The organism is Acinetobacter sp. NIOH-H-8, assembly GCF_046635365.1.
GTDB lineage: Bacteria > Pseudomonadota > Gammaproteobacteria > Pseudomonadales > Moraxellaceae > Acinetobacter.
In genome coordinates this window covers 1-20,160 of sequence record NZ_JBHDVN010000050.1, presented here as the reverse complement: position 1 = coordinate 20,160, position 20,160 = coordinate 1, and the positions used below count along the sequence as shown (strand labels likewise).

The 20,160-nt window shown below is 42.4% G+C and carries 18 protein-coding genes, 3 tRNA genes and 1 pseudogene; 13 read left to right on the top strand and 9 right to left on the bottom strand.

Going from position 1 to position 20,160, the window contains the following annotated elements; genetic code table 11:
- Positions 1–155 precede the first annotated feature (155 nt).
- Positions 156–1,028, bottom strand: coding sequence for an ATP-binding protein (locus ACEWB7_RS14270; protein WP_034706139.1), 873 nt, complete (start codon positions 1,026–1,028; stop codon positions 156–158).
- A gap of 189 nt (positions 1,029–1,217) precedes the next feature.
- Between ACEWB7_RS14270 and ACEWB7_RS14265 the strand changes: the two genes are divergently transcribed.
- From ACEWB7_RS14265 to ACEWB7_RS14245, 5 genes are all read left to right on the top strand, one after another.
- The gene (locus ACEWB7_RS14265; RefSeq protein ID WP_034706141.1) at positions 1,218–2,726 is read left to right on the top strand and encodes a DUF3336 domain-containing protein; all 1,509 of its coding nucleotides are present in this window, start codon (positions 1,218–1,220) and stop codon (positions 2,724–2,726) included.
- Positions 2,698–3,537: a protein kinase domain-containing protein gene (locus tag ACEWB7_RS14260; protein ID WP_312310231.1), complete on the top strand. Its 840-nt coding sequence runs from the start codon at positions 2,698–2,700 to the stop codon at positions 3,535–3,537. The genes ACEWB7_RS14265 and ACEWB7_RS14260 overlap by 29 nt, the downstream gene beginning before the upstream one ends.
- A 107-nt stretch (positions 3,538–3,644) precedes the next feature.
- Positions 3,645–3,729 (top strand) — tRNA-Leu (locus ACEWB7_RS14255).
- 32 nt (positions 3,730–3,761) lie between these two features.
- Positions 3,762–3,835 (top strand) — tRNA-Trp (locus ACEWB7_RS14250).
- 40 nt (positions 3,836–3,875) lie between these two features.
- Positions 3,876–3,960, top strand: a tRNA-Leu gene (locus ACEWB7_RS14245).
- A gap of 146 nt (positions 3,961–4,106) precedes the next feature.
- Here ACEWB7_RS14245 and ACEWB7_RS14240 read toward each other — a convergent pair.
- Positions 4,107–4,310: a hypothetical protein gene (locus tag ACEWB7_RS14240; protein WP_004786362.1), complete on the bottom strand. Its 204-nt coding sequence runs from the start codon at positions 4,308–4,310 to the stop codon at positions 4,107–4,109.
- Positions 4,311–4,809: 499 nt separating this feature from the next.
- Here ACEWB7_RS14240 and ACEWB7_RS14235 point away from each other — a divergent pair, with 499 nt between their 5' ends.
- Complete coding sequence (locus tag ACEWB7_RS14235; protein WP_312309446.1) at positions 4,810–5,001, top strand: hypothetical protein; 192 nt, start codon at positions 4,810–4,812, stop codon at positions 4,999–5,001.
- A gap of 12 nt (positions 5,002–5,013) precedes the next feature.
- Here the strand turns inward: ACEWB7_RS14235 and gloB are convergent, their stop codons facing one another.
- Both gloB and ACEWB7_RS14225 read right to left on the bottom strand, forming a co-directional pair.
- Positions 5,014–5,748 carry a hydroxyacylglutathione hydrolase gene (gene gloB, locus ACEWB7_RS14230; RefSeq protein WP_034705215.1) on the bottom strand — a complete coding sequence of 245 codons (735 nt, stop codon included), beginning with the start codon at positions 5,746–5,748 and terminating at the stop codon, positions 5,014–5,016.
- Between the two features lie 120 nt (positions 5,749–5,868).
- Positions 5,869–6,453, bottom strand: a complete 585-nt coding sequence (locus ACEWB7_RS14225; RefSeq protein ID WP_034705217.1) for a flavin reductase family protein — start codon at positions 6,451–6,453, stop codon at positions 5,869–5,871.
- 116 nt (positions 6,454–6,569) lie between these two features.
- Between ACEWB7_RS14225 and ACEWB7_RS14220 the strand changes: the two genes are divergently transcribed.
- A complete protein-coding gene (locus ACEWB7_RS14220) occupies positions 6,570–7,391 on the top strand; it encodes a PhzF family phenazine biosynthesis protein (RefSeq protein WP_034705219.1) in 822 nt (273 codons plus the stop codon).
- A gap of 141 nt (positions 7,392–7,532) precedes the next feature.
- Entirely contained in the window at positions 7,533–10,298 is a 2,766-nt protein-coding gene (locus ACEWB7_RS14215; protein ID WP_312309431.1) for a pitrilysin family protein, read from the top strand.
- A gap of 215 nt (positions 10,299–10,513) precedes the next feature.
- On the opposite strand, the gene ACEWB7_RS14210 is transcribed toward ACEWB7_RS14215, so the two are convergent.
- Both ACEWB7_RS14210 and ACEWB7_RS14205 read right to left on the bottom strand, forming a co-directional pair.
- Entirely contained in the window at positions 10,514–11,578 is a 1,065-nt protein-coding gene (locus tag ACEWB7_RS14210; RefSeq protein WP_034590228.1) for an amidohydrolase family protein, read from the bottom strand.
- 107 nt (positions 11,579–11,685) lie between these two features.
- Positions 11,686–12,081, bottom strand: a complete 396-nt coding sequence (locus tag ACEWB7_RS14205) for a DUF3144 domain-containing protein (protein ID WP_004786347.1) — start codon at positions 12,079–12,081, stop codon at positions 11,686–11,688.
- A gap of 110 nt (positions 12,082–12,191) precedes the next feature.
- On the opposite strand from ACEWB7_RS14205, the gene ACEWB7_RS14200 reads away from it, so the two are divergent.
- Positions 12,192–12,824, top strand: a complete 633-nt coding sequence (locus ACEWB7_RS14200) for a hypothetical protein (protein WP_004786345.1) — start codon at positions 12,192–12,194, stop codon at positions 12,822–12,824.
- A gap of 22 nt (positions 12,825–12,846) precedes the next feature.
- Here ACEWB7_RS14200 and ACEWB7_RS14195 read toward each other — a convergent pair whose 3' ends face one another.
- Positions 12,847–14,298: a CYTH and CHAD domain-containing protein gene (locus ACEWB7_RS14195; protein WP_034705223.1), complete on the bottom strand. Its 1,452-nt coding sequence runs from the start codon at positions 14,296–14,298 to the stop codon at positions 12,847–12,849.
- Between the two features lie 120 nt (positions 14,299–14,418).
- On the bottom strand, positions 14,419–15,876 hold the full coding sequence (locus tag ACEWB7_RS14190) for an inorganic triphosphatase (protein WP_034705225.1): 1,458 nt from the start codon (positions 15,874–15,876) through the stop codon (positions 14,419–14,421).
- Between the two features lie 332 nt (positions 15,877–16,208).
- On the opposite strand from ACEWB7_RS14190, the gene ACEWB7_RS14185 reads away from it, so the two are divergent.
- The 4 genes from ACEWB7_RS14185 (at position 16,209) to ACEWB7_RS14170 (ending at position 19,933) form a co-directional block, all read left to right on the top strand.
- Positions 16,209–16,592 (top strand): DUF962 domain-containing protein, encoded by a 384-nt coding sequence (locus ACEWB7_RS14185; protein WP_034705228.1) that lies wholly within the window; start codon positions 16,209–16,211, stop codon positions 16,590–16,592.
- A gap of 835 nt (positions 16,593–17,427) precedes the next feature.
- Positions 17,428–18,048, top strand: coding sequence for a thiamine phosphate synthase (thiE, locus tag ACEWB7_RS14180; RefSeq protein WP_034706393.1), 621 nt, complete (start codon positions 17,428–17,430; stop codon positions 18,046–18,048).
- Between the two features lie 39 nt (positions 18,049–18,087).
- The gene (gene hemL, locus ACEWB7_RS14175; RefSeq protein ID WP_034706389.1) at positions 18,088–19,389 is read left to right on the top strand and encodes a glutamate-1-semialdehyde 2,1-aminomutase; all 1,302 of its coding nucleotides are present in this window, start codon (positions 18,088–18,090) and stop codon (positions 19,387–19,389) included.
- 127 nt (positions 19,390–19,516) lie between these two features.
- The gene (locus tag ACEWB7_RS14170) at positions 19,517–19,933 is read left to right on the top strand and encodes a GlcG/HbpS family heme-binding protein (protein ID WP_179993332.1); all 417 of its coding nucleotides are present in this window, start codon (positions 19,517–19,519) and stop codon (positions 19,931–19,933) included.
- 116 nt (positions 19,934–20,049) lie between these two features.
- On the opposite strand, the pseudogene ACEWB7_RS14165 reads toward ACEWB7_RS14170, so the two are convergent.
- Positions 20,050–20,160, bottom strand: a pseudogene (locus tag ACEWB7_RS14165) (IS982 family transposase); the annotation flags it as partial.

The window sequence follows — 20,160 nt, the reverse complement described above, 5'->3', positions numbered from 1 at the left end:
TGCTATAGACCACATTTAAGTTTAAATATGAACACCCCGAATCAGAGGTATGAGCAAACTAAAACCGAGCTAATTGCTTAACTCGGTTTGAAGTGGAATACTGTCAATCTATTTCAGGACAAGACATGTCAATCTATTTCAGGACAAGACAAAATTTACAGAGAATTTAACTGCTGCGAACCAATCCAGTGTTTAGAGAACTGATAGGCTGCACGACCTGAACGTTGGCCACGTGCCTGACACCAGCGTAATGCTTCAGCACGGGCTTCAGCTGTCATTTGCATATCTGCCTTTTTCAGATAATGCTCGACAATTTCCAGATACAGGTTTTGATCCATTGGGTAAAACGACAGCCATAAACCAAAACGATCCGACAGTGAAATTTTCTCTTCAATTGCTTCCTGTGGATGCAATTCGGTATATTGCGGTACATCCACTTTGGTTACTGGCGTATTTTCATGCATGAATTCCGGTAATAAATGACGACGGTTACTGGTCGCATAAATCACAAAATTACTTGAACCGGACTGTAATGAACCATCTAGCACACTTTTCAGACTGCGATAGTTTTCATCTTCCGCATTGAAGGCCAGGTCATCACAATAGACGATAAACTTTTCCGGACGACCGGCGATCAGTTGCTGAATTTTTGGAAGATCTGACAAATCATTGCGTTCAATTTCGATCAGGCGTAGACCCTGATCTGCATATTCAGTCAACAAGGCACGCACAATCGAAGATTTGCCTGTACCGCGAGAGCCAGTCAGTAAGACATCATTGGCAGGTAATCCTTTTAGAAACTGCAAAGTATTCTGAATGACTTTTTCTTTTTGTCGCTCAATGCCTTTTAAATCTGCCAGTTCAATCTGTTTGAGCTGGTGAATGGGTTTGAGTTCTCCAGCCTGCCATTTATAGGCATAAGCAGAAAAATCAGGACTTTGTTTTAATTCAGGCAGACTTTGCTGGAGCTGGAGAAGAACAGTGGAAAGAGCATTTAAGATATTGTCAGGTAAATCAATTTTCGCCATGATTTGAGCAGTACTTTTACAATTATGGCTAGAATACTATCACTGTAAAATTCACAGTCAAAGTCTGGAAAGTGTGATAATTTGCTTAAAGTGGTGAATTTTCGTTATTGTAGTACAAAGAAAATAGATGCCTGTTTTTTGTTCATGGCTGCAGGATGTCTGAAAATTACAATATAGGGAAGAGGGCAGATGCTGTTTAAAGATTTTACTCAGGATATCAATCCACATCAGGCCTATCGTATCAAAAAGCTGAAGCAGCAATTGCAGCAGGCTGAAACTTACGAAGAATGGAAATATATTGCCTTAAAGATCGATGAAGAATCTGGGGCACAAGAATGGAAACTGGATAATAGTTCACCGTATTTTGATGCTGAAGTGATTGCGCATCGACTGGGGAAATTAAGACGTTACCGTCAGCAGAAACGTACTCGTGACCTGATGTATATCCTGCGTGAAGGGCTGAGTTACGATATTGCCAATATCGCCCATCCTTTATTGTTTACCGTCACTTATGTCGGCACTAAAAAAATTATTGAGGATTATGTAGAAGAAGTCAGTCTGGGCCTGGCTTATATTGCTTCTGTACAATGTACCTGTCTGACTCTTGAAGAGAAAATTGAATATTTTGAGCACTGCCAACGTGCTTATGGTCAGCCAGCTTTAATGTTCTCGGGCGGTGCAACCCTCGGCTTATTTCATACCGGTGTATGTAAGGCGTTAATGGAACAGGATCTGTTACCTCGAGTGATGTCGGGTTCCAGTGCTGGTGCAATTATGACAGCGATGTTAGGCGTCTCCAAACCTGCGCAGTATGTAGATATTTTAAAAGGCCATAACTTTTTCCATGAAGCCTTCCATTTCCGTACCATGAGTGAATTAATGAAGGGTAATGGTGGTCTGGCGGATGTCAAATACCTGAAAAAATTCCTGATTGAAAACCTGGGAGATATGACCTTTGAAGAAGCACTAAAAACTTCCGGTCTACATATCAATATTGCAGTCGCACCTTATGATGCTGCGCAGGATGCCCGGATCATGAATGCCTATACCTCTCCAGATGTACTGGTCTGGAGTGCGGTGCTGGCATCTTGTGCCGTGCCGATTCTGTTCCCGCCGGTACGTCTCACCAGTAAACGTCATGATGGGCAATATACGCCTTATATGGGCGCAACGCGCTGGGTAGATGGCAGTGTCCGTAGTGATTTCCCGCAGGAGAAAATGGCGCGGCTGTACAATATCAATTACACCATTGCCAGTCAGGCCAATCCGCACATTGTGCCTTTTATGCAGGATGATATTTCACGCTTCCGTAAAGGAACTTTAAGCTGGCCGAAACGCATTGTACGCCGTCAGAGTGTGGTATTTACCAAAGGAATCATGGATTTTGCCCGTGAGCATGCGGGCAGTTTGCCGCCAATCCGCCGTTTGCTGGATCATGGTTATGGCGTGGTGGATCAACGTTATTATGGTGATGTGAATATTGTGGGTAAATATAGCCTGCGTCATTATAGCTATATGCTGCAAAATCCTCGTCCGCATTTGTTCAAGGTACTGCAGCGTGAAGGTGAGCGGGCGACCTGGCCAAAAATCTCCCTGATCGAAACTCAGGAGCGGGTAGGTAAAACTATTCAGCATTGTCTGGAACTGCTAAATTACCAGCATGCACCAGATGCCAAGCAGGAATACATTGTTACTTAACCCCGCCAAACTGCATCAGCTTGATTTTCATCTTAAGACCAAAGCCCGAAGTCTGGGTTTTGGTCGTCGTCTTTATTATCTAGAAGTTAATCCTGAGACCGGGTCAGCATTGTGGTTGAAAACCCAGAATCTGGATTCAACCGCTATTTCTCAGCATGCCCAGACTGGCTTAAGTCATGAGCTGGATTTTTATGAAGCTTATGGTGAGCAAGAAGGGCGGACTTTCATGCTTCCGCATCAAATTATTCGAAAGCCATTTCAGATTAGGAATGAATTTTTCAATCAGGCTTTGATCTTACCTAATGCGCCAGCACATTTTGATATATGTCCTAAGCTGTTCTCGATTCAAGAAATTCGTCAGCATATGCTACGAGCATTAGAACCGTTGATAAGCTTACAAGAACTCGGGTATCTGTATGCTGATCTCAAACGAGAGCATTTTGTTATTTATCAGAAATGGGTCTGTTTGATCGATTTTGAGCAAGTTCAGCCAATCAATTCTTTAAACCAAGCAATGAACGCTACACCACGTTATATGGCACCTGAACTATTTCAAGGGCAAGCCAAGTCGCTACAGAGTGAAGTTTATGCGCTGGGTATCATTTTTTATGAATGGCTTACAGGGCAGCGCCTAGAAGCGACAGATTATCAGGATTGGGCCTTATTGCACTGTCAGCGTTTTAAACCTGAGCTACCTACGCAATATCAAGCTTTGCAAAGCCTGATACAAAACATGCTCCGAAAGCATTCACAGAATAGATTGTCTGATTTCAAGGCCGTAAAACAGGCCTTACTTACTGAAATTGCATGAGAAAAATACAATAAATTGCATATTGTTTTTTATTTAATCAAACGAGTGGTTTTTTCTTAAAAAGAGCTTGTCAGGTGAAATTGATCCCTATAGTATACACAGCCATCGGGGACGTGGCGAAATTGGTAGACGCACTGGATTTAGGTTCCAGCGCCGCGAGGTGTGAGAGTTCGAGTCTCTCCGTCCCCACCAATTTACTTAAGAGATTGAGTAAAATGGCCAATAGAGGATTGGTGTAATGGTAGCATGACGGTCTCCAAAACCGTTCGTCAAGGTTCGAATCCTTGATCCTCTGCCAAAGTTTGAAAAAAAGTCCAACACTAAGTTGGTACCCTGATGGGGACGTGGCGAAATTGGTAGACGCACTGGATTTAGGTTCCAGCGCCGCGAGGTGTGAGAGTTCGAGTCTCTCCGTCCCCACCATCAAAAGAGACAAGGTTGATGCCTTGTTTTTTTTTTGCCTGAAATTTTTTAAATGAAAAAAGGCCCATCGAAATGGGCTGATTATAGGAATAAGAGAATTTTACTCAAATAAAAGGGTAAATCATGAGTGCATTGATTAATTAAATTTAAGCTTTCAGATGATCTTCAAACTCCTCACCCAGCTGCATGGCCAATGCATTACCTGAAAGATCGCAGGTCACCAGACCATATTCTTTTTTAAAACTGAAACTAAAACCACGATTGTCTGCCAGGGTGCGAACCGAATACCCCAATTTTTCTAACCAAAGTCTAAATGCGAGAACGTTTTTTGCTTTAACCACTTTTTTCACGAGATAACTCCTTCATCAGTTAAATCATAGATAAGGGTGAGAATTTTCGTTTTAAAGGGCAAATACCCTTATTTAAATTAATTTAATTGAATTTGCGGATTTAATGAACAAGATAATATAGACGAAATATAGGGTTTTTAATCTAAGTCTATGTTTTTTATTATTTTCAAGATGTTGTAACTAAATATTTTAATTTTAAGCCTAAATAATTTTTCGAATAGTTATTAATATTCAAATATTTAAATCAATAATTGTTTATTTGTTATTCATTTTAAATTAGGAATTAGCGTGGTTTAAGGTTTTAGAGTTTGAGTAAGGCTTAAAAATATACAATCCAGCAAAGCTTCCGAGTATTCAGGTCATGGTTTTAGGCTCAACCCTTTATACTGGCATTGATGTAATTTAAATAAGATTGATGATGACTGAATTAAATATTGAGCAGTACGTCAAACAGCAAATTGAACTTATGTAGCAACAAGGGCAGGAGGCTGTGGCTGTGATGCTGGGCCATGAAGACTGGCTGAATTTTTCGGTACAGTCCAAGGTGGCGTATACGCCATTTGGCAGTGCGCGCCGTTATCAACCCGCTTTGGGTAGATTATTGCTGGTCAGAATTGATGAAATGAATGCGGTACGAGTGGTCACCCAGCAAGAACTGGATGACTATGCTAAGGAACATCAGTTGCTGTAAGGCAGCTATAGTTTAAAAGGAGTCTTTCATCACGCGTAAACGTTGAAACTCTTCGACACTGTCTGCGCGTAAAAAAGGATTGGTTTCCAGTTCTGCTGCAATCGTACTGGGTAAGGTGCATTGTCCTAGCATGCGCATACGCTCAACCTGTTCGAAACGCTCCAGAATTGCTGGATTATCCGGTTCAACATGTTTGGCAAACTGTGCATTCGACAGCGTGTATTCATGCGTGCAATAAACCTGAGTACGTGGCGGTAGGGCAGCCAGGCGAGCCAGAGAGTGATACATCTGCTGATAAGTGCCTTCAAATACCCGTCCACAGCCCATGGCAAACAGGGTATCGCCACAGAACAGTACATCAATGGCATCCAGGAAATACACAATATGGCCTAGGGTATGACCCGGTACGGCGATAATCTGTACCTCAACACCATGAAAACTGAACTGGTCGTCATGTTCAAGTGGATGGTTAATAAACGGAATTTTTTCCAGCTCAGCTTTTGGGCCATATACCGGTAATGATTGCTTTTGAATTAAATCCGGAATGCCCCCGATATGGTCTTTATGCCAGTGGGTGAGCCAGATCTGACTCAGCTCAAGTCCATGTTCGGTACAGTAATCCTGAACTAGCACAGCTTCAGTGGGATCAATGACCACGACCTGATGCGTCGGTGTATGTTCAAGCAACCAGATATAATTTTGTAATGAGTTTTTGACATCAATACAGTGGATTTTAAACGGCATCATAAGACATCAGACCAAACAGATATTATGGATAAAGTAGCATAAATTCAGGCAGTCTGACTGTGGTCAAGGTCGCCTGTTTGCAAGAATTTTTTATATGATTTGTTTAAAAAGATCAGTTATTTATTCTGCATCTTTTACTGCGACAGCTTCGCCAATGGTATAGAAGTGACCACCGGCGACATGATGAATACTTTTCCATTCTTCGCTGACTTCATGATAGAACCAGTGCCCATCACGGAACACCCGATCATCGGCATAAGCGGCAATGACCTTACCAATAAACAGGTCATGGGCTTGCTGGTTATGTGGCTCGGGAATCAGCTCACATAAAATCCAGGCGGCACAACCTTCTACAACTGGGATCTCTTGATCTGCGAATTTGAATAACTGCACACCGGACTGTTCTAGTTTGTCTGGGGCATTGTACAGACTCAATGTTCCCAGACTATAGACCATTTCCAGCTGTTTGAGGGTGGGAATCTGCAGGGCAAAGTAGCCAGAATTTTCAATTATTTTTCGGGTCTTGGTGCTTTTATCCAGCACTACGGTGACTTTTGCTGGACTAAATTCGAGTGCACATGCCCAGGCAGCGGCCATGACATCAGTGTCTTGCCCATCATTGGCAGATACCAGTACTGTTGGACCATGCGTAATCAGGCGATAGGCTTTTTCTAAAGGTACAGTTTGAATATGTGAATTGTTCATAAAGAACCTTAATGAGTGAAAAGGGAGAAAAATAAATCATCTGATCCACAGCATATAAAATTCCTCTTCTGGAAAAAAGCTTTTAAACTAAACACCTACATACAGGAGTAAAGAAAATGAAAATGTACCAGGTGGATGCTTTTACGACGTCTCTATTTAAGGGAAATCCTGCTGCAGTCATCGTGCAGGATGCTTGGCTGGATGATCACCTGATGCAGAATATTGCCCTGGAAAATAATCTGTCTGAGACCGCTTTTGTCAAAGTGCTGGATGCAGAAAATTATGAAATTCGCTGGTTTACGCCGACCAAGGAAGTGGATTTCTGTGGACATGCCACATTGGCCAGCAGCTTTGTATTATTCAAGGATTTTAGCTCTGCAAAAACCATTTATTTTCATGTCAAAGATCTGGGCATTTTTACAGTATGCCAGGATGAGGATGGCAAAATCCGGATGAATTTCCCGATCCGTCAGCCTGAACTCATTACAGAATATCCGGAAGCCTTAAGACAGGCGCTGACGAAGCCTTTTAAAAATGTTTATCTGAATACGCAAGGTTATATTATTGAATATGAATCAGTGCAAGATGTGCTGGATGAGCACCCCAATATTGAATTGCTGAAGCAGCTGAATGGAAAAAGAACCGCAATTACAGCAGCGGGTCCATTACTGGATGTCGCGATTACTGCTGGCGATACGCAATATGATTGCATATCACGTTATTTTGCACCGAGTAATGGGATTAATGAAGATCCGGTCACCGGTTCAATTCATACCGGAATTGCACCGATCTGGGCGGAGAAATTAAATAAAACTGAACTGGTAGCTTATCAGGCCTCTCAACGTGGCGGTGTATTGTATTGCGCATTAAAAGAACAAGGCCGCATTGAGATTTCAGGTTATGCCAAACTGTTTATGCTGGCCGAACTTTATATTTAATTAACATACTCAATAAAATACCGTGAAATTGCGCGGTATTTTATTTGGCATCTCATAAAATAGACTATTCATAATAAAGACTTTTCTCTAAGATCAGAGTGACTGTAAATAAAAATTCACACTTAAAAATTTGGATGAACAATGCAAATACGCTTTAAACGTTTAAGCTTGGCGATTTTATTATCTGGCTGGACAGCGGCCAGTTTTGCACAGCCGGTATTGGTGAAAACAGAACAGAATATCGAAGAATATCGACTGGAAAATGGCTTAAGAATTATTCTTGCGCCCAATGATAAAGAAAATAAAGTGTTTATGAATACGGTTTATCTGACCGGTTCACTGAATGATCCTCAGGGCAAAGGGGGCCTGGCGCATCTGCTTGAACATCTGGCGTTTAAAGGCACGGAAAATGTGAAGGGAGATGAGTTTCAGCGCCGTCTGGATCAATATACCTTAATGACCAATGCTAGTACTGACTATTACTCAACCAAATATACCAATGTGATTCGTCCTGAGCAGACTGCGGTCAATGAAGTGATTTTCCTTGAAGCAGAACGCATGGACAAGCTGGTCCTGCAAGAAAAGTATGTACCGACTGAAATTGATATCGTGAAACGTGAGCGTGAAATCCGTCTGGATCAGCCATTTTCCGTACTGATGGATCAGGTATTTAAATCAGCTTATGGCAATCAGTATCTGGGGCGATTACCGATTGGTGACTTGAACGAACTGCAATCGATCAAGATGCAGGAGCTGAACCAGTTTTATCGTCATTGGTATGCACCGAATAATGCCCTCATGATTATTTCAGGCAAATTTAATAAGGCAGAAGTGCTGAAGCAGATTGATACCCATTTCAGTCCAATTCAGTCCCGCAAAGTGCCTGAAGCGGTAAAAGTGCCTGCGCTAAAACCTGAACAGATCAAACAGCGTGAATTTACCGTGCAAAAGGGTAGTGATCTGGCCAAATTTAATATTTATCTGAACCAGTCAGAAGAAAGTATTAAAACCACGCTGGCCATGTCTCCAATCTTATATACATTGCAACCTAGCGGACACCTGTATCAGAGTCTGGTCGAGACGGGTAAAACTACTACGGTGCAGTCTATGACCTGGCTGGATAAAGATTTTAATCTGGTGTTTATGGGTGCCATCTATGCGCCAAATCATCAAGTCAAGCAGGTTGAGCAGGGCTTGATTCAGGGTGTAGAGCAGAGCCAGCCATTTAACGAAACCGAATTAAACCGGGCTAAAAGTCTAACCCGAAACCAGGCGGACAATGTTAAAAATAGCGCAACCGCTTTAGGTTCGCGTTTAAGTGAATATGTAGTGGCTTATTCAGGTGACTGGAGCCAGTATTTCAAAGATCTGCAAGCCATAGCAAAGCTGGATGTCAATCAGATCAATCAGGTGTATAAGGCATTCTTTAAGCCAGAATATCGTATTTCTGGCAATATCTTGCCGACACCAGAAGATCAGAAAAAAGCACAGGAGTTGCCCCAGACTGAAGTGCCGGCTCAAACTCTGGACCAGCAGGCTGAAGCAGCAGAACCGCTGAAAGATGTCAGTGTCTATCAGGCAGAAGTAAAGCAGTATGTGGCGCAGTCCAAGCAATATTTACAGGCTAAGGACAAGCAGATTCAACGGGGCAAACTGAAGAATGGTATTAAATACGCTTTATTCCCGACCCAGACTCAGGATGACAAAGTTTATGCCACCATTGCGCTTAATTTCGGCACGGCACAAAGTTTGTTCAATAAAGGCGAGATTCTGGATCTGACAGCTTACTTATTGCTGCGTTCTTCTGAAACCCAGAGCTTGCAACAGATTGCCGATAAAATTATTGAGTCCGGTGGTTCAGCCACGGCCAGTTCCTCTGAAAATGGCATGAGCATTCAGATCAGTGCCAAAAAAGAGAAGTTTGAGGAATTTTTCCAGTATGTGCTGGATGTGCTCAATAAACCGGCCTTTGAGCAGAGCCAGTTTGACCTGATTAAAGGACAAAGCCTGTCTGCGTTAGACCGTCCTTATACTGAGCCCAATATGGTGGCCGGCCTGACCATGTCTCGCGCGACCGAGATTTATCAGCCGGGTGACCTCCGCTATCATTTTGAACCTGAACTGGCGAAAAAACAGATTCAGGCTGCTACTCGTGAACAGGTCGTAGCGTTATATCAGCAGTTCTTCAATACGCATCATGCCCAGATCGCAGTGACCGGGGAATTTAATCCGAAGTCCGTGAGTAAAGTCCTCAAAAATAACTTTGCGAGCTGGAAAGCGAAGCAGCCTTATGAGCGCTTAAGTGGTCAATATACAGTTTATCCGGCACAGAAAATCCATGCGTTGTCTGAACAGCGTGAATTCGGTCATTATCAGGCTGTCATGACATTCCCTGTCGGTGCAGAACATGTAGATTTACCAGCCATGCTGGTCTTCCGGCATATTCTGGGGGATTCTCAGTTGTCTTCACGTTTAGCACAGGAGCTGCGTGAGAAAAATGCGCTGGTTTATGGCTTCAGTGCCAATGCTCAGTATGATGAATGGATTGATTCAGGCGCATTAGGTATTCAGGCAAATTATACGCCTGGCCGATCAGCACAGGTGTCACAAGCTGTGCATAAGGTATTGAATGAGCTTCTGGCCAAAGGGGTAACCGAGCAGGAAGTTGAAGCAGCGAAAGCTACGATTTTGAAACAGCGTGTCACTGCACTGGAAGATGATCGTCGTATTCACAGCATGCTGATTCCACAACTGGAAAAAGATCGTAATCTGATCTATCGGGAAAAACGCGATCAGGCCATTGCCAAGCTGACCAAGGCAGATGTCGATGCCGTTATCAAAAAATATGTTAAACCGGATCAACTGGTCGAAGTCATGGCGGATCAGTATGGGAAAGAAGTGAAATAAACTCTGTAATTTTTTATAAGTCTATGACGGTCTCTTTTCATTTTAAATAAATGTTTAGATGTCTATATGGCTACTTTTGCTTCGGCAAAAGTAGCCAAAACCATTTGTCATCCGCAAAACTCGTCCACCACCTTCACGAAATAAATTTATTGTAGAAACAATCCTCTTATGATGTAGTCCTACCTCAACCAGTTACGGATGACGTTTCCACGTATCTATAGGCGATAAAAGCGTTTGGCATTCTCATAAAAAACCGGCTTTACAGCATGTTCGTCATAGCTCTGCACAATATCGCTAAAGGCATCAATGATGGTGACCAGATCTGTGCTGACACGATCCATCGGGAAATTAGAAGCAAACATGATGCGATCTTTAGCGAAGCATTGTAGGGCATGCTGGATCAATGGAGCCGCGAGCTGAATCAGTTCATCTTTTTTTGCCAGTTTTCGCTCTAAATGAAAACGATGACCGAGTACAGGCATAAATAGACCGGAAATTTTGCTATACACATTAGGGCATTTTGCCAGTTCAGCCAGGTCTTCTTTCCAGGTCTGAAAAATATAGTCTCGCTGCTGTGCTGTTTGTCCTGTTGCTTTACCGACTTTCCCAAAGATGCCGGCAGGTGTGCCCAAGTGATCCAGCACAATCGGCGTTTCAGGAAATGTTTTGGCCAGATGGGCCACATCAGAAATTTGGGTAGAATAAACCCAGGCATCAAAACTTAAATTGGCTTTGGCTAATTCCTCAAATCCTTTCAGAAATTTCTTATTGCAGTATAAATGCGGTTCATCGGTCCAGGCATGAATGCCTTTATCGGCATGGAACGATGCCATTTTACGAATACCACGTAATTTAGGCGAAACTTCCTGATGTAATTGCAGCAGCTGTTTAAAGTTTTTTTGACGAAGATCAGCTGTAGCCACAATGCCGCCTAGCTGAATATTCTGTTCAGCAAAAGGCAGCCCGGCAATAAACCTGGTTTCATTAACCACGCCAGTACCTTTATGCTCATGCCAGCTTGCTTCTATATGAACAATCTGTTCCACCTGATAATGACCGATGTCACGTTTATAATTTTCAGGTAGGTAAGGCGCGGTCAGATGTTCGGTCAGACCAATGGTATCGATCACCGCTTTGGGCTTGATCAGTCGCACCATTTTGTTCAGCAGTTTGGGATGTTTGCCAAATAATTTTACGGCTGAGGCTGCGGCATGCGGTGTGGTATAAGGGTCCCATTGATGAATATGCGGATCTATAATCGGAAAGGGCAGTTGTTGCATGATATTTTTGGTCATCGTTTAATTTTTATTCATTTTTTATAGGATGAATCCAGTATTAAAGTCAAATTAAAAATCAAAGATTTAAAAAAAGCCCCGTAGGGCTTTCATTAATGATCGTGGTCGTGTTGATGCTTGTTGGCATGAAACTCTTCATTACGACGGAAACGTAAATAGTTCTCAAACTGCTCACAGTATTCATCGTAGTTATCTTCCAGCATCATCTGAAATTGCTGCAAGATATAAGACATGACCTGATCTTTAGCGTCGCGCATCTCGTTGCCATCTTTGAAATTGTTGGCAGCGACCCAGGTATTAAAGCGGGCAGTACCAAACAGCATTGCAGCGCTGACTTGACCACGTTTTTCTGCCGGGTTTTCCTGAGAGCCTTTTTCTACACGGCTAAATTCGTTGGCCTGTTTAATAAATTCATCAGCACGTTCAAAGAATGCAGCATTTAACGCTTCTTCTTCGGTTACATCGGTTGCTTCAATCTTTTGAACCATGAATTTTTCCTGATAATAAAATCTTAATCACTAATTATAGGCAAAGCCTTGCAGAAACTAAACCTTTGCCTTAATCTAAAAATAGCCTAAGCAATAAAAATGTGAATCTCATGCAAGATGCAATTGCTGTACAGAGCCTGAAAAGTGATATTGCCTTATTGCGCCAGAATATCTGGCCACCGGCAAATCTGGCCAATGTGGAAGGATTGCCAATTTATTATGGCACCAAGTCGCAGGTCGAAGAATATTACAAGCAATGGCTGGGTCTGATTGAAAGGGCACAAGACCTGTTTCAGCCTTTTATGGAAGATGAAGTTCTGGATGCGATTCATTTGCCAAGCCATTTGAATCTGCCTTTATTCTATTTTCATGTGGACCGCATCCGGATTAATAAAACCCGTGCCAAAGAATCCAAAACTTTTCGTGGCATTGCCAGCCTGATTGAAAAATGTGGGCAATTTGAACCGGAACAGATTCAGGCCATGCAACGCTGGCTAGACAGTGATGAGACAGCGGCACTTGTGGCACATCGTGAATTTGTAGATCTGCGTACTTATGTATTCCAGCATGGTCAAAGTGAATACACCCGGACTCGGTTCTATGTGAATGGCATCGTCCTCAGTGTCGAACCACATTTTGAACTGGTTGATGCCCGTGATAAGCCGCGTAAGCAGCGCAGCGATAGTTATAGCGATCCATTAGCTGATAACAATACCTGGAAAGTATATGGAAAATATCGCTAGAGCAATTTTGTCTATTTATCTCTTACCAGAATGGCTGGGTGTGAGAAAATTTTTGTAACTGCTCGGCAGCCTGTTCCGACAGATGCTGCTGTTCTGCGGTGAGCCAGCCGATGACAAACCATGCCTTGGAATGTTTTTTGGCATAAGGCCTATACAGGCTTTCTGCGACAAACAGGTCATTATAATGACCTAAAGTCTCCTGTAAGGGCTTTAACGCTTTCAGATATCTTTTGATTTCCTTTTCCGGAAACAGGCTTTGCAGAAATTCCACATTATAACGCAAGCGTTTAACCCGCTTGCGGGTTCGGTGGCGTGATTCAATATCCAGTTCCTGATAATTCTCTGCATCTGCACAGACTTTCTGATGCAGTTTGCTGAGTCCTTTACACAGGATTTTATGCGAGGACTTTTGCTGGTTTGCACTCTGATCCTGACTAAATTGTAGTAGCTCCAGTATCAGCTCCATCGTAGCTGGCTTTCTGAATAATTGGCTAATATCTGCCTGATCCTGTTGGGCTGGAGGCAACTGCAATACTGGTGAACCCGCAGCTTCTAGCTGAGGAAGCAGACTTTCAGCTAAAGCATCGCGATCCCGAGTAGAGCCTAATTGCTGGAAGATATTGCGTAACTGATCCTGCCATTCCTCTGGCAAATCCTGATGAGAGGGCTGGAAGATTTTTAAGGCACTGCGTAAACGCCGGATAGCGACGCGGGCCTGGTGCACATGGTCACTATTGTAATTCTCTAGCGCAATCGCCGTCGCATTGGGAAACAGGTGCGTCAGACAGTTGGTGATAATTTTTTGCAAGATATGATGAATATCGTCTTTAGCTGCGAGCTCTAAGGTTGTCTGATGCTGGACCGGAAGATCAGTTTTATTATTCAGCAGAGCATAACCACGTTCAGATTTGCTGCGTACATCCAGCCATAACTGATAACGTTGAATCCAGGGTTTAACAAAATCAATTAAGTCATCAAGTTTGCCACTTTTGAGCTCAAATTCAACTTCATAAATATCCAAGGTCTGGCCATTAGAACGAATCTCACCTCTATCCAGTGCAATTTCAATCTGACTTCCTCGGTAATTTTCAATCCAGAGATCCCGCTCTACATCAGTTTCAAATTGTAGAGTCAGAGACGTATCTAGGGTGTGAAGTGCCTGTTTTAGAATCTTCCGAGCCTGTTTATGCTTGGCATAAGCTTTTAAATCACAGTTGTCCGGTGCGGTATCCAGTCTTTCTTCCAGCTCAAAGCGTTCAAATTGATGCTGGCTCGGTGCTTTTAAGGTCTGAAACCATTGCTGATCTTCCAGACGCTGCCGGAGTGCAATTTTGTGCTGCTGTAACTGCTGATCGGCAGTATCAAAGTATTTGGCACATAAATGATGTCGAGTTGGCCCGTACTGCTGAAAATCTTGTTCGAATTGGTGACGTATACTTTGCGGAATCTGGAATTTGAGTTCGATTTCTGCCATCGGGCCATTCCTTCTCGATGAAGCTCATAACAATCAATATAGACCAAACAACAAAAGTATTGTGATGTGCTTGTGCAACAAAAAGCACGCCGTAGCGTGCTTTGAAAGTCAGTTAAATACTTATTTAAGAAATTTGCGGCTGACCAGAAACTGTTCTGTCGCTTCCAGTAAGCGCTGTGCATAGACTTCCTGCTTGGCAGTCAGCCAACCCAACACAAACCAGTCACTGGCTTCCAGCTCAGTCTGCTGGATATACAGGGCAGAGGAGGCCAATGTCTGATATTCATTTGCTGCCTGCTGTGCATCATTTAAAGCCTTGCTGTATTTTTGTAGGTTTTTGACATCATAAATCGTGGTCAAAATTGGGAAGCTGAATTTTAATTCCTGAATGCGAATTGCTAGCTGATCCAGACTCTCAAAATTGGTAATATCAGTCTGGTTCATCTGTTCATGCAAGACTTTGTATTGTTGCTGCAAGGTAGTTTGCGCTGCAGATTTCAATTCCAGCGGCTTAGCTTCATTTGTACTTAAGCTGAAGATCAGCAATTCCAGATAGTGATGCACATTTTGGGTGGATTTCACCAGATTGCCCAGCTTCTCTTTGGCATAGAGAATATCTTTAGTCAGGTTCTCTGCGGTCGTAGGATTTTGCAGGAAGCCAGCCAGAGTGTTTTGCATGTGCTGTAAATGTTGCAGATGTTCAAACTGGTGTTTAAATGCGGCAAGCTGATGCGCCCATTTGTCTGAAACCTGAGTATGCCAATCTTTAAACAAAAGTAGGGTCAGATAGAGATGGTCCAAGGCCTGTTGTGCTTGGTCAATATGTTCCTGCTCTGCCGCTTGCGCGGAGATTGCCGCAATATTGGGTAACAGGTGCTGCATTTGCTGGGCCACCAGATGACACAGGTTTTTGCCTGCACTGTCTTTTTTGCTGATCTGGAATTCTTTGGCAAAAGTAGCGGGACTTACATTCTGATGAGTCGCTAACAAATTCCCGATTTCAGCCTTACTACGTACATCCAGCCAAAGCTGATATTTTTTGACCCATTCAAAACTAAAGGCCAGCAAATCCTGAATTGAGCCATGCTTTAACTCGAATTCAACTTCATGCACCTCCTGCTCAGCATGAGGCGTGCGAATACAGCCGATATCCAGGCTGACTTCGATTGATGTGTTTTCATATTCAATCACGCGCAAGGTACGGGCAATATCGGTTTCAAACTGCAATTGCAGCTGGTCAAACTGATCACCTAAAGCACGATTAAGCAAGGCTTGCGCTTCAGCAGACTGCTTGTAAATACTCAGGTCCAGCTCAGGAGACTGTTCTAATTCACCCAGATCATGATTATGCTCGAAACGTTCAATGTGGCTTTTGCCTGCCGCTTTTAACGTCTGAACCCAACGACTGCCTTCTAATCGCTGACGTAGGGCAATTCCATGCTGGGCCAGTTGACGGTCTGCAGTATCATAGTATTTGGCTTGAAGCTGGATCTGTTGAGATTTCTTTGGATCAAGTGCCTTAAGCAGGGCAGTACGGCGTGCCGCGGGAATCTGGAACTTGAGTTCAACTTCAACCATGATAATCATCCTGTCTATTCAATTTATTGAAAAATATTAAAAATAAATTGAATTTTTATTCGCTTGCATAAAATTCCGATATGAAACGGAAATATTTTTTAGACTTTTGAGCGGCTGATTGTAACGAAAAACCAATCTGATGTAAGACTTGACCGATTGAAAAAAATGGAAATGGAAAATTTAAAATGCTGATCTCATTCGCCGGTTTCTACTGAAAGCATGACAATTCAATATCTAAGCCAAATTCAGGAGCAGAATTGCATGAAAATAAAGGTACTTTTAATTGCCTAAATTATGCGCTAAGGTGAAGAAAAAAGATCAGGATGATGATAATGAATGCACAGGTGCAGCCGAGCAACGAGATTGCAGAACTGACTTCTCCACAAATGCCGATTCGTGACTATCATGAATTTTACCGGTTTTATCTAACCGAGCATCGCCATATCATGAGCCGCCGTTTGCATGTCGCAGGCAGCAGTATCGGTTTATATTTTTTTAGCAAAGCCCTTCATCAGCGTAAAGCTAAATATCTGGCCTATGGACTACTCTCAGGTTATGCCTGTGCCTGGATTGGTCATTTCATTTTTGAAAAGAATAAACCGGCCAGCTTTAAACAGCCGCTATACAGTTTTATTTCAGACTGGCGTATGTTTGCCGATGTATTACGTGGTAACCTGAGCCTGGTCGATCGTAAGCACGACAAAATTCCAAGTTAGGGCTTATGACGTTTTATCGGATTTATGCTTAAGTATTGCAATAAAAACGATAAAAACACTTGCAAGTGTAGAGTTATTATTCTATTAATTGTTTTATTGCTTATTCAGTATTTTATCAAAGAGTATAATTCACTGAATAAATCAGTTTTCCAAGCCTGGAGCGACCTTCTCCGGGCTTTTTTTATATTTAAAAAAATAGAAAGATCTGCATTGACGTATTTTTAATTTATCTGAATGATTTAGAAAATATTCACGAGATGAATGAACCAAGTTTGAGAGATAAGATGGTCAGTTCTGCTTAGATGGGTCGATCCTTTCTAGCTTTGACACGTCTCCCCATAAACGGTTTACCCAAAGCTAGAAAGGATCTGGTAGATAAAACACAGCTTTTGCTTTTCTATTTATGTGTTGTGTTCGAACTTATTTAAATCCTTTAATGCATGTAGACCTATCCCTGAAATTGGGTATTTTGAAGTTTTCTTTAAGTTTTGTGATTAATGGTATTCAAGCAATTTTATACACAGGAATCGTAAAATCCGGACATAAAAAAATCGCTTTCAGAATTTTGCAACTTCTCCACTAAGTTATCTGCAAAATCCTAAAAGCGTTTGTCGGAGGGCGTAAGCATTAACACTTTATCATTATTGTTATAAAACCATTAAAACGTAAATTCTCGCAGTCGCCTATCACTGAAAATAGGGATATTGATCAATCACCTGTATAAAAAGTACAAATAATAATCTAATACCTGAATCGGGTATTATTCAGTGTTTAGGATGGGGAAACTCGCCCATTTATGCCTATAATAGCGTATGTATTTTGAATGGCGGCAGTCATGCGCGGTTTATATTTAATTACCAATGATGATCCTATTGAGCTTCTTCTGGCGAAACTTGAAGGTGCAATGGCGACTTATGAAGTTGCGGTACTTCAGTATCGTCGTAAAAAAGTAGCGAAAGAAGATCAGGCTTACGAAATCGAATATATGAAACAAATGTGTGAACAGTATAAAGTTCCATTTGTAATTAATGACGATTTGGAAACTGCAGTAAAATATGGCGTAGGCGTGCATTTGGGTCAGGATGATGGTTCAATCCAGGAAGCTGTTGAGCGTTTGCCTAAAAATGTATTGATTGGCCGCAGTTGTAATAACTCACTTGAGCTTGCTGAACAAGCCATTGCTGATGGGGCTAATTATGTAGCCTTTGGCGCGATCTATGCGACTGATACCAAGCCAGAAGCAGGTAATATTGGTCTGGAAACCTTAAAACAAGCCAAAAGTAAATTAAATGTACCGATTTGCGCTATTGGCGGTTTGACGGTGGAAAACTCGAAAGAGGTCATCGAGGCTGGTGCAGATCTGTGTGCAGTCATTAGTGATGTATTGGGTCGCTCAATGTCGACTGTCGGTCAACGAGTGTATGACTGGTCGGAACTATTTGCTGAACAAGCTTAATTTTTATTTCTTATTGTATTTTTGAGTTGAGTGATTCTCATGAGTTTATCTCCAAAGCAAGAACAACTATTTAAACAAGCCAATAAACATATTCCGGGTGGTGTTAACTCACCTGTACGTGCTTTCAATGGCGTGGGTGGTACGCCTATCTTTATCGAGAAAGCACAAGGTGCTTATCTGTACGATGTCGATGGCAAGCGCTATGTGGACTATGTGGGTTCATGGGGCCCAATGATTCTGGGTCATGCGCATCCATCAATCATTAAAGCGGTGCAAGATGCAGCTGTTGATGGTTTAAGCTTTGGTGCACCAACCGTGCATGAAACCACTTTGGCAGATATCATTTGCGACATCATGCCATCCATTGAATTGGTACGTATGACGAATTCTGGTACTGAAGCGACCATGACTGCGATTCGTCTGGCACGTGGTTATACTGGTCGTGACAAGATCGTAAAATTTGAAGGTTGTTATCACGGTCACTCTGACTCTTTGCTGGTAAAAGCAGGTTCTGGCTTGTTAACTAAAGGCGAAGGTGAAGCGACTTCTGCGGGTGTACCTGCTGATTTTGCCAAACATACTTTAACTCTTCCTTATAACGACATCGCCACTTTAAAAGAATGCTTTGCCAAGTTCGGTTCAGAAATTGCCGGTGTAATTGTAGAGCCAGTAGCAGGAAACATGAATCTGGTGAAACCGATTGATGGTTTCCTGCAAGCGATACGTGATGTCTGTGATGAACATGGTTCAGTCTTCATCATTGATGAAGTGATGACAGGTTTCCGTGTAGGTCTAGGGGGAGCTCAGGCACATTATGGCGTAACTCCTGATTTAACGACTTTGGGTAAAATTATTGGTGCGGGGCTGCCAGTCGGTGCTTTTGGTGGTAAGCGTGAAGTGATGGAATGCATCGCGCCATTAGGTAACGTGTATCAGGCAGGTACTTTGTCCGGTAACCCGCTAGCAATGCGTGCCGGGATCGAGATGTTTAAACATCTGCGTGAGCCAGGTTTTTATGAAAAACTGACTGCTCAACTTGAAAAACTTCTTGCAGGTTTACAAGCAGCTGCGGATGAAGCCGGTATTCCATTCAAGACCCAGCAAGTGGGCGGCATGTTTGGCCTGTACTTCACTGATCAAGAAGACATCACCAGCTTTGATTCAATGCTGAAATGTGACGTAGAAGCTTTCAAGAAATTCTTCCATGGCATGTTAAGTCGTGGTGTGAACCTGGCTCCATCTGCATTTGAAGCAGGATTTATTTCAGCTGCGCATAGTGATGAAGATATTGAATTTACGATTCAAGCGGCTAAAGAAACTTTTGCTGAAATGAAAGGGTAATACAACCTCTCCCTAACCCTCTCCTAAAAGGAGAGGGAACATAAGCCCGAATTCCTTCGGGCTTATTTTATTCTTTTAATTAGACCGCAAAGATTTGAAATTGATAAATTAGAAATTGGATAGTTGAATGAAAACCAAACATTATCTGACCTTAAGCGACGCTGAGTTTTTATTAAATCAGGCCTATGAATATGCGCTAGAAAATGGCTTTAATGTTAGTATTGCTGTAGTTGATGAAACTGGCAATTTGCTGGCAATGAAGCGTATGGATGGTGCTTCACCGATGACAGCAAACCTGTGTCTGGAAAAAGCACGTTGTTCTGCCATTAGTCGCCGCCCATCCAAACTGTTTGAAGATATTATCAAAGGCGGTCAAATGGGCTTTCTGACGATGGATACTTTTTCTGGGATGTTAGAAGGTGGTGAGCCGATTCTGTATCAGGGTCAGTTGGTTGGTGCGATGGGTGTTTCTGGAGTGAAGTCGTTCCAGGATGCGGAGATCGCACAGCAGGCGATTGAGAAGTTTTTGGCACTACAAAATTAGGTGTTTGTATTTGGAAAATACAAAATTATAGTGAGTATGAATAAATTTAACAAAACCCGAGTTAGTTTGCTTGGGTTTTTATTAGATTCTAAGATTATAAATAACCCGAATCCTGCTTAAGCCGATGACTTCATAATTTGAATTGTTGGCTTATTTTTATGGATCAGTTGATATGCACACAAGGACGCGTAAATCCCTCCTAGAAATCCATGAACACTACGTGCTTT